Source organism: Phytopseudomonas dryadis (assembly GCF_004327355.1).
Lineage (GTDB): Bacteria > Pseudomonadota > Gammaproteobacteria > Pseudomonadales > Pseudomonadaceae > Aquipseudomonas > Aquipseudomonas dryadis.
In genome coordinates this window covers 153,623-160,737 of sequence record NZ_QJUM01000013.1, presented here as the reverse complement: position 1 = coordinate 160,737, position 7,115 = coordinate 153,623, and the positions used below count along the sequence as shown (strand labels likewise).

Sequence of the window (7,115 nt, the reverse complement as noted above, 5' to 3'; positions counted from 1 at the left end):
GCAGTTGGAGGCTTTCGAGGCGGTCAGCGATAATCCGCAGGCCAAGCTGTCGGCCGTGATCAACTAAACGGCAAACTCAAGTGGCCGAAGCCATGATGAGTTACACCACTTCCAGGGGCACGATCGCGCTTCAGTGGCGACTGCTGGCCCACCGCAGGTTCTGTTGGATGGCCAGCATCGCATCGCCCGGCGCCGAGCCTGTGGAGCCCGACGCAACCTGGCCCTGGTGGAAGAGAAAAGCGTCTTCCACCCTGCGTAGTGCAGATAAACAAAAGCCCCGGCCGCTTGCGCGGCCGGGGCTGGTCAGGAATGCACCAGGCGATCAGCGCTTGTCGTCAGCCTGCGGCGTGTCGTTCATGTCCATCACCGTCCTGGCCGGTTCCACTGGAGGCGTGCTCGCTTGCGGATCGGCCGCCGGCGCCACAGGCTCGGCCTCGCGCTTGCGCCCCATGCGCCGCCACAACCAGCCGATCAGCAGCAGCGGCAGGAACCACAGTTTCTTCAGCAGCACCAGCGCCGCGGCGAGCAAGCCGACCTTGGCCGCGGCCTTGCCGGCGATCAGGGCACCGATGCCGTAGGCCGCCACCTGGTCGAGATCGGGATTGAAATCGGCATAGCGGCTGCCGTCGTTGAAGTCGGTCATGGCCAGTACCGCCGGCAGGTTTTCCTCGATCTGCGGCAATTGATGCATGCCGGCGATGAAGTTCAGCACCAGCACGCCTTTGCGCCCCAGCACGCGAATGTTGTAGTTGAGGATATGCTCGTCGCTGTCGCCGAACTGCACTTCCTTGGCCCAGTGCAGCTTCTTGCCCTGGGCGTCGTAATGCGGCTCGGCGGCCCAGCCGACGATGGCGATGGGTTCATAACCGTTCTCGCTGCGCCACTGGTTCTCGGCCTTGGCGCCGTCCTGCAGATCCTTGAGCATGTCGCCATAGTCGATATCGGCGGCATCGTCGTCGGAGACGTAGCCGCTCTCCTCGTATTCCACCGTCACCGCCCAGGAATCGTCGGCCAGGGGCGAAACGCCCCTGGGCAGGATCATCCCCAGAGGCAGCCTGTCGTCCGGCGGGTTGCCCCAGGCCTCGACCAGCACGCGCTCGGCGTCGGCACCGTCGAGGAAGACGAACTGCTCGGGCAGATCGAGGGTGGCCAGGTTGCCGCCCACCACCACCTTGCCCGTGCGGAAATTGAGGCTATCGAGAAACGCCTCCTCGGTGAGGTACTCGGCATCGTCGGCTTCGGTGACCGCGGGTTCCTGCACGGGGGCCTGGTCGGCAAAAGCGGGGGGAACAACCGTGACCAGCAGGCTGGCCAGCATCAACTCCTTGAACGACATACACAACTCCATGACAGCGGGTTCAGATGAAGGCCATAGCCTACCATCGCTGCCGCACGCGCTCGTCACTCCTGTGTAATTTTTAGAAACATCTCACAAAGTGCGGATGCGCCGGTGCCGCTGCGTCACGCAGGGCCAGCACGCTTGGCAGGGCAGCCGATTTGACTCGCCTGACGATTCCGGTAGGCTCGGCAGCTTCATTGAACGGAGTATTCCCCATGGCCAAAGCCACTGCCCGCCACATCCTGGTTGCCAGCGAAGACAAGTGCAACGAACTGAAAGCGGCCATCGAAGCCGGCGCCGACTTCGCCCAGGTCGCCAAAGACAACTCCAGCTGCCCGTCCAGCCGCGATGGCGGCAACCTCGGCTCGTTCGGCCCGGGCCAGATGGTCAAGGAATTCGACAGCGTGGTGTTCAGCGCCCCGGTCAACGTGGTGCAGGGCCCGGTGAAAACCCAGTTCGGCTACCACCTGCTGGAAGTGACCAGCCGCCAGGACTGATTCGCTCGACCTCGGGTCTGCCGCTGGCGGACCCGCTTCCCGCCTGCACCCTCCTGCCCCTGCGTGACCGACCAGCCGTCAACGGCCCGGCTGACACGCCCCTGCAACAGCCTCCCCGGCAAAATGCCTGAACCGTCCTGCCCCACGCGGCTCTTATCGGTATCGACAGTCCACGCCCGTCCCTGCGAGATAAGCACATGAACCGCTTCTTCAAGGCCCTCGGCCTGCGTATCGGCGACCCCGCCCGACAGGCGCGCAACGCCAGTCAGAAAGCCCTGGGCCAATGCACCTGCGGGCAACCGATCTTCTTTCGCAACAGCCAGTGCCTGGCCTGCCATTCGCCCCTGGGCTACGAGCCCCAGCGTGGCCTGATGGTCACCCTCGCCGCCACCGAACAGGCGGATGTCTGGCAGGTGGACGGAGAAAACGACGGGCCGCGCTACCAGCGCTGCGCCAACCTGCTCACCGCGGCCGGCTGCAACTGGCTGCTGCCGGCGCAGCAGGATGCCTCGCTATGTATCGCCTGCGGCCTCAACCGCACCATTCCCGATCTCTCGGTGCCAGGCAACGACCGCCGCTGGGGCCGCTTCGAAACGGCCAAACGCAGGCTCGTGGCCCAGTTGCTGACCCTGCGTCTGCCCGTGGTGGCCAAGAGCGAGGATGAAGAGCGCGGCCTGGCCTTCGACTTTCTCGGGGTCGGGGTCGACGGCGAACACCCCATGACCGGCCATGCCGGCGGCCTGATCACCCTCAACATCGCCGAAGCCGATGACGACCGTCGCGAGCAGGTGCGGGTACAGATGCACGAACCCTACCGCACCCTGCTCGGCCACTTCCGCCATGAAGTCGGCCACTACTACTGGGATCGACTGATCGCGGACAGCCCCTGGCTGGAAGACTATCGCCGCCTGTTCGGCGATGAGCGCGAGGATTACGCCGCGGCCCTGCAACGCCACTACGAACAGGGTTCCCCGGCCGACTGGCAGGCCAGCTTCGTCAGTGCCTACGCCACCATGCACCCCTGGGAAGACTGGGCGGAAACCTGGGCTCATTACCTGCACATGATGGATACCCTGGACACCGCCTTGAGCTTCGGCATGCGCGCCGGCGATGTCGAACTGGAGTTCCAGCCCTTCACCCGCGAGGCGCTGTACGACCCGGACGATCCCCTGGCCGAAGACTTCCTGGTGTTCGTCAACGCCTGGATCGAACTGGCCGCCATGCTCAACGAACTGGCGCGCAGCATGGGCCAGCGCGACCTCTATCCCTTCGTGCTGCCGGCGGCCGTGATCGGCAAACTGCAGTTCATTCACCGCGTGGTGCAGAACGCCTCTCCCGACGATTGAAACGCCACGCTTGCCGTCGGCTATGCTTGCCCATTGCCCGCACCAGCCTGGAGACCCGCGATGAACGCAACACAGGAAAAGCACGGCCGCTGCCTATGCGGCGCCGTCGGCATCAGCATCAGTACCGCGCAACTGACCGTCAGCGCCTGCCATTGCGCCACCTGCCGCAAATGGGGCGGTGGCCCGCTGATGGTGGTCGAGAGCGAGACGCCGCCACGCATCAGCGGCGAGCAGCAGGTGCGCGTGCACGCCTCTTCCGATTGGGCCGAGCGCGGCTTCTGTGGGCAATGCGGCAGCCATCTCTTCTACCGCCTCAAGGCCGGCGGCTTCCATGCCATACCGGTCGGTCTGCTCGATGGCGATGAGGCCTGGCGCTTCGAGCTGCAGGTGTTCATCGATGCCAAGCCCGCCTACTACTGCTTCGCCAACCAGACCCGCAACCTCACCGGCGAGGAACTGTTCGCGCAGCACGGCCAGGCGTAGGGGCTGTCGCTACGGCAGTGCCCGCCGCGCTGCCAGGGAACCTGTAGCCGCTCCTAGTCGCCGTCCAGCGACGGCCCGATCATCGCCGCGACCTGCTCGTACACCCCCGGGCAGGCCACCAGATAGGGATTGCCGCCCAGCAGCCCGTCGCCGCGCAGGAAGTCGTTGCAGCGCCCACCGGCCTCCCTGACCAGCACCATGCCGGCCAGGCAATCCCAGCTCTTGAGGTGGGTTTCGTAGTAACCGATCAGGCGTCCGGCGGCGACGTAGGCGGTCATCAAGGCGCCCGAGCCATTGCGCAGAAACATGCCGCCCTCGTCCAGCAAACGGCTGATGAAAGGCAGAAAATGCTCCTTGCCCGGCCGGTGCGTGGTGCCGACGCCGAGCAGGCCCTCGCGCACGTGGCGCGCGCCATGCACCCGCAGCGGCGTCTGGTTGACGAACGCCCCACGCCCGGCGCAGCCATGGAACAGCTCATCGTGGTTGGGATCGGCAATGGCGCCGAGCAGCGGCTGGCCGTCGACCATCAGGCCGATGGACACGCACCAGTTGTGCAGGCCGTTGACGAAGCAGGCGGTGCCGTCGATCGGGTCGATCACCCAGATGCAACGGGCATGCAGATCGGCACTGCCGCCCTCCTCGCCGACGAATCCGTCCTCGGGAAACTGCCGGGCCAGTTCGGCCCTGATGAACAGCTCCAGCTCCTTGTCGGCGATGCTCACCACGTCCTGCCGGTCGTCGCCCTTGTGCGACACGCTCAGGCTGTCGCGCTGGCGGTAGTAGGCCATGCCGCGCTCGGCGGCCTCGCGCGCCACGCGCCGGGCGCAGGCGTAGCGGGCGTCGATGGCGGCAGGGGCGATGCTGGCGGGGGTATCCATGGGCGGGGCTTCCTCTCGGGCTGGCGCGGCGTGGGGGCCAAGGATGACAGGCGGGCGACTTGCGATAAAGCCTCGCCAGCCCCTACCCTGCACACCTCGCGCTGACCCCGGTATCCCTTGCATGACCCTGGCCGACCTGCTGTTGTTCGCCATCCCCGCGATTTTTCTCACCGGTCTGTCCAAGGGCGGCTTCGGCGGTGCCCTGGGCGGTATCGCCGTGCCGCTGCTGGCCCTGGCCACCTCGCCCAAGCAGGCGGTGGCGGTGATGCTGCCGATCCTGTGCCTGGCCGATGTGGTCGGGCTCAAGGCCTATTTCGGCAAGTGGGACACGGCCAATCTCAGGGTCATGCTGCCCGGCGCGCTGATCGGCATTGGCATCGGCGCGCTGACCTTCGAATTGCTCAACGAGAACCTGATCGGCCTGCTGATCGGCATCATCGCCATTTCCTTCGTGCTGATGGGCCTGCTCAAGAGCGACCCGGCGCCACGCCCGCTGCAACCCGGACGCGGCCTGCTGCTATCGTCCATGGCCGGCTTCACCAGCTTCGTCGCCCACGCCGGCGGACCGCCGGTGATGATGCACCTGCTGCCCCAGCAACTGGACAAGCTGCGCTACGTGGCGACCATCAATATGTTCTTCCTGCTGACCAACGCCCTCAAGCTGATTCCCTACACCCTGCTCGGCCAGTTCACCCGGGACAACCTGCTGCTCAGCCTGATGCTCGCGCCCATCGTCCCCATCGGCGTGTGGACGGGGCTGTGGCTGCAGTCACGCATCAACCACACCTGGTTCTACCGCATCGCCCGCCTGGGCATGCTGGTCGCCGGGGTGCAGTTGATCTGGAAGAATATCTGATCGCGCCTCACCGCTCGGACATCGCGCCGCTACAGGGCGGCCATGATGCGGTACTCGTCCTGGGCCTGCTGGTCGGTCATGCCGCTGATGAAATCCTGCAACAGCCGGCAGCGGTGATAGAACTCCCAGGCGGCACGATCCGTTTCCGCGCATTCGAGCAGCGCCTGCCGATAGGCCTTGAGCAGTTGTCCCGGCAGGCGCCGCACCAGCATCTGCAGGTGCGGCTGGCGGCGGCAGGTGCCCTCGGTCAGTTCCAGGAAGCTCTGTGCGTCGACCCTGAGCAGCGCCCCGTAGCAATCCAGCAGGCCCTGCAGGATGCGATACCCCTGCAACTGCAGGGTCTCCACCTCGCGGTGGCAGAACACCCGGGCCATGGCCACGTCCTTGAAGGTCTGCACGATGGCATGGGGCAGGCTGTCGTCCTCGATCAGGGCGCGATCCAAAGTGCCGTGGTAGACCGCCTCGATGTTGTCGATGAACTGGCGGGCGGCGTGCTGCACCAGGGGATGGATCATGTTGACCCGCAGCCTGACGAAGAACTCGCCGGCCTTGTTGATCGGCTCCTTGCGGTAACTCTCCCTGGCCTGCTCCACCAACTGCCGGAACGAATGCCCGGCACCGGGAATCGGCACGTCCGGCGACTGCATCGCGGCGAAGGTGTCGATCAGCAGCGGCACCAGCTCGCTGACGCCGAGGATGCCCTTCTCCACCGAGTCCTCGATATCGGCCAGGCAATAGGAAATGTCGTCGGCCGCTTCCATGATGTAGGCCACCGGGTGGCGCGTGCCGGGCTGCTGGCCGAGCACCTGGTGCAGGCGCTCGACGAAGCCCTCCTCCGCCAGGTAGAAACCCGGCTTCTTGTTCAGGTAGGCCTTGGCCGTGCCCTTCGCCGGCTTGGGCTGGTAGGCCGGACGCAGGTACTTGAGCAGGCCGGCGGTCTGGGTGTAGGTCAGGCGCAGGCGCTGCAGATTGACCACCACCCTTACCGCCTGGGCATTGCCTTCGAAATTGCGCAGATCGGCGCGCAGGCGCGCCTGCAGCGGGCCGTCGACCGATTCTTCTTCGAGGGCCCGGTCGAACAGGACATCCAGCGAACGCTCGAACCATTCGCCCAGGGCGAACTCGCCGAAATGGCCGAAGGGCGGGTTGCCGATGTCGTGCATCAGGCAGGTCATTTCCACCAGGCTTTCCAGGGCCCCCTGCAGGCCGTCGAGGCCATAGTCCGCGGCACGCTCGCCCAGCTGCGCGTACAGCGTGCGCACGATGAAACGCCCGGTCTGCTGCACCTCCATGGAGTGGGTCAGGCGGCTGCGCACCGCCGCGTTGCGTTCCAGCGGAAAGACCTGGGTACGCTGCTGCAGACGCCGCACGGCGGCGGAGTTGATGATCCGCCCACGGTCGCTTTCGAACGCGTAGAGCAGCTCGGCCAGATCGGCACCGGCGGACTCGCTGCCGGGGCGCTGGGCGGAAATCCTGTTTTTGAAATTGACCGCTGGGGGCATCGTTGCTGGTCTCTGGCTGACCCAAGAACGGCGAGCCTAACGCGCAGCGCCGGGCTTACCAAGCGTTGCCGTGCTGACAGACTGGCCCTGTGGCAGTCCCATGGGAACACACGCGATGAGCCGTGCCGAGTTTGCCGAGCGAGCCCAGGCCGAGGCCCAAAGCCCTGGGCCAGCGCTGGCTGGCCTGGGTCGCCAGCGAGCTGTACCAGCTGGC

At 65.9% G+C, this 7,115-nt stretch carries 7 protein-coding genes; 4 read left to right on the top strand and 3 right to left on the bottom strand.

Annotated features, from left to right (window positions below):
• Window positions 1–322: 322 nt before the first annotated feature.
• Window positions 323–1,336: a DUF2167 domain-containing protein gene (locus DNK34_RS13250; protein ID WP_131174908.1), complete on the bottom strand. Its 1,014-nt coding sequence runs from the start codon at window positions 1,334–1,336 to the stop codon at window positions 323–325.
• A gap of 218 nt (window positions 1,337–1,554) precedes the next feature.
• Between DNK34_RS13250 and DNK34_RS13245 the strand changes: the two genes are divergently transcribed.
• The 3 genes from DNK34_RS13245 to DNK34_RS13235 all read left to right on the top strand — a co-directional run bounded on the left by DNK34_RS13245 (window position 1,555) and on the right by DNK34_RS13235 (window position 3,665).
• Entirely contained in the window at window positions 1,555–1,836 is a 282-nt protein-coding gene (locus tag DNK34_RS13245; RefSeq protein WP_131174907.1) for a peptidylprolyl isomerase, read from the top strand.
• A 197-nt stretch (window positions 1,837–2,033) separates the two neighbouring features.
• Entirely contained in the window at window positions 2,034–3,182 is a 1,149-nt protein-coding gene (locus tag DNK34_RS13240; protein WP_131174906.1) for a zinc-binding metallopeptidase family protein, read from the top strand.
• A gap of 60 nt (window positions 3,183–3,242) precedes the next feature.
• Window positions 3,243–3,665, top strand: coding sequence for a GFA family protein (locus DNK34_RS13235; protein ID WP_131174905.1), 423 nt, complete (start codon window positions 3,243–3,245; stop codon window positions 3,663–3,665).
• Between the two features lie 53 nt (window positions 3,666–3,718).
• Here the strand turns inward: DNK34_RS13235 and DNK34_RS13230 are convergent, their stop codons facing one another.
• Window positions 3,719–4,543: an inositol monophosphatase family protein gene (locus DNK34_RS13230; protein ID WP_131174904.1), complete on the bottom strand. Its 825-nt coding sequence runs from the start codon at window positions 4,541–4,543 to the stop codon at window positions 3,719–3,721.
• A 121-nt stretch (window positions 4,544–4,664) separates the two neighbouring features.
• On the opposite strand from DNK34_RS13230, the gene DNK34_RS13225 reads away from it, so the two are divergent.
• Window positions 4,665–5,399 (top strand): sulfite exporter TauE/SafE family protein, encoded by a 735-nt coding sequence (locus DNK34_RS13225; RefSeq protein ID WP_131174903.1) that lies wholly within the window; start codon window positions 4,665–4,667, stop codon window positions 5,397–5,399.
• 29 nt (window positions 5,400–5,428) lie between these two features.
• Here DNK34_RS13225 and dgt read toward each other — a convergent pair whose 3' ends face one another.
• Complete coding sequence (dgt, locus tag DNK34_RS13220) at window positions 5,429–6,901, bottom strand: dGTPase (RefSeq protein ID WP_131174902.1); 1,473 nt, start codon at window positions 6,899–6,901, stop codon at window positions 5,429–5,431.
• Window positions 6,902–7,115: the final 214 nt, after the last annotated feature.

Excerpts from the sequence above, each read along its gene's own strand:
- DNK34_RS13250 (WP_131174908.1), bottom strand. The coding sequence starts at position 1,336 with ATGTCGTTCAAGGAGTTGATGCTGGCCAGCCTGCTGGTCACGGTTGTT.
- DNK34_RS13245 (WP_131174907.1), top strand. The coding sequence starts at position 1,555 with ATGGCCAAAGCCACTGCCCGCCACATCCTGGTTGCCAGCGAAGACAAG.
- DNK34_RS13240 (WP_131174906.1), top strand. The coding sequence starts at position 2,034 with ATGAACCGCTTCTTCAAGGCCCTCGGCCTGCGTATCGGCGACCCCGCC.
- DNK34_RS13235 (WP_131174905.1), top strand. The coding sequence starts at position 3,243 with ATGAACGCAACACAGGAAAAGCACGGCCGCTGCCTATGCGGCGCCGTC.
- DNK34_RS13230 (WP_131174904.1), bottom strand. The coding sequence starts at position 4,543 with ATGGATACCCCCGCCAGCATCGCCCCTGCCGCCATCGACGCCCGCTAC.
- DNK34_RS13225 (WP_131174903.1), top strand. The coding sequence starts at position 4,665 with ATGACCCTGGCCGACCTGCTGTTGTTCGCCATCCCCGCGATTTTTCTC.
- dgt (WP_131174902.1), bottom strand. The coding sequence starts at position 6,901 with ATGCCCCCAGCGGTCAATTTCAAAAACAGGATTTCCGCCCAGCGCCCC.